The following is a 749-nucleotide window of genomic DNA, read 5'->3' as shown; positions in this document are numbered from 1 at the left end:
CCTCGAACGGTGACTTGTCACCGGCGGAGCATGAGAAATTAGCCAATTAATGTGTCCGGTTTTGTTGACCAGAACAGGTAAACTATAGGGGTGACACAGAATTTTGAACACTACCCATTAACCTACTCGTGGTGTGATGATTTATTGAAGCCTGAATATCAGGCTCAATTAATATTAAGAATTTAAGTCTGTTGATATGGTTTTTTGTGATACGCCTAATCTATCAGCAATATCTTTTTGAGATAGCTTCTCTTCACTTTTTAATTGTTTAGCTATTTTTCTTCGTTCTTCTATAGAAAGCTGATCGCATACAGTCATTGTTTGGCTACGAAAACCATTACCTTGGCTTGGATTATTATTACTTATGTGCGTTTTTATAGTGACTTTTTGACCGTTATGATCGTAGCCATCGACTGTTCGTATGCCATTTCGAACAGTAACTGTGATGTTGTTTTGATCTAACATACTTACTTCGTTTTGAGTTAGACCAGTAGATGTTGGTGGTAGTGAAGGTGGTTTGGCCATTGTTTACATCCTAGGTTAGAGTGACTTGTAACAAAACTCTATACTCACTAGTAAGTATAGTCAATTTATTTTGTGTGTTTTTTGACTTTTATGAGTGTGAAATTTTGAACCGATTTGAATTTTTATTGTGGACGGAGTGCGTTTCAGTGTAGTGGTTCAATGATTCCGGACACCAACGTAGGTGGTAATATCGCCACCATAAACGAGGTGTCTGATGACCAGCA

The 749-nt window shown here is 37.7% G+C and carries 1 protein-coding gene; it reads right to left on the bottom strand.

All coding sequences use genetic code 11. The features are described 5' to 3' along the window. Positions 1 to 174 precede the first annotated feature (174 nt). A complete protein-coding gene (locus tag Q8W24_RS16795; protein ID WP_305476045.1) occupies positions 175 to 525 on the bottom strand; it encodes a helix-turn-helix domain-containing protein in 351 nt (116 codons plus the stop codon). Between the last annotated feature and the right edge of the window lie 224 nt (positions 526 to 749).

This window comes from Oceanobacter sp. 4_MG-2023, from assembly GCF_030689165.1.
Classification (GTDB): domain Bacteria; phylum Pseudomonadota; class Gammaproteobacteria; order Pseudomonadales; family Oceanobacteraceae; genus Oceanobacter.
The sequence above is the reverse complement of the archived record's forward strand: the minus strand, read 5'-3'. Positions and strand labels throughout refer to the sequence as shown.

Bases quoted from the DNA above. Each gene is read 5' to 3' on its own strand.
- Q8W24_RS16795 (WP_305476045.1), bottom strand. From the start codon at position 525: ATGGCCAAACCACCTTCACTACCACCAACATCTACTGGTCTAACTCAA.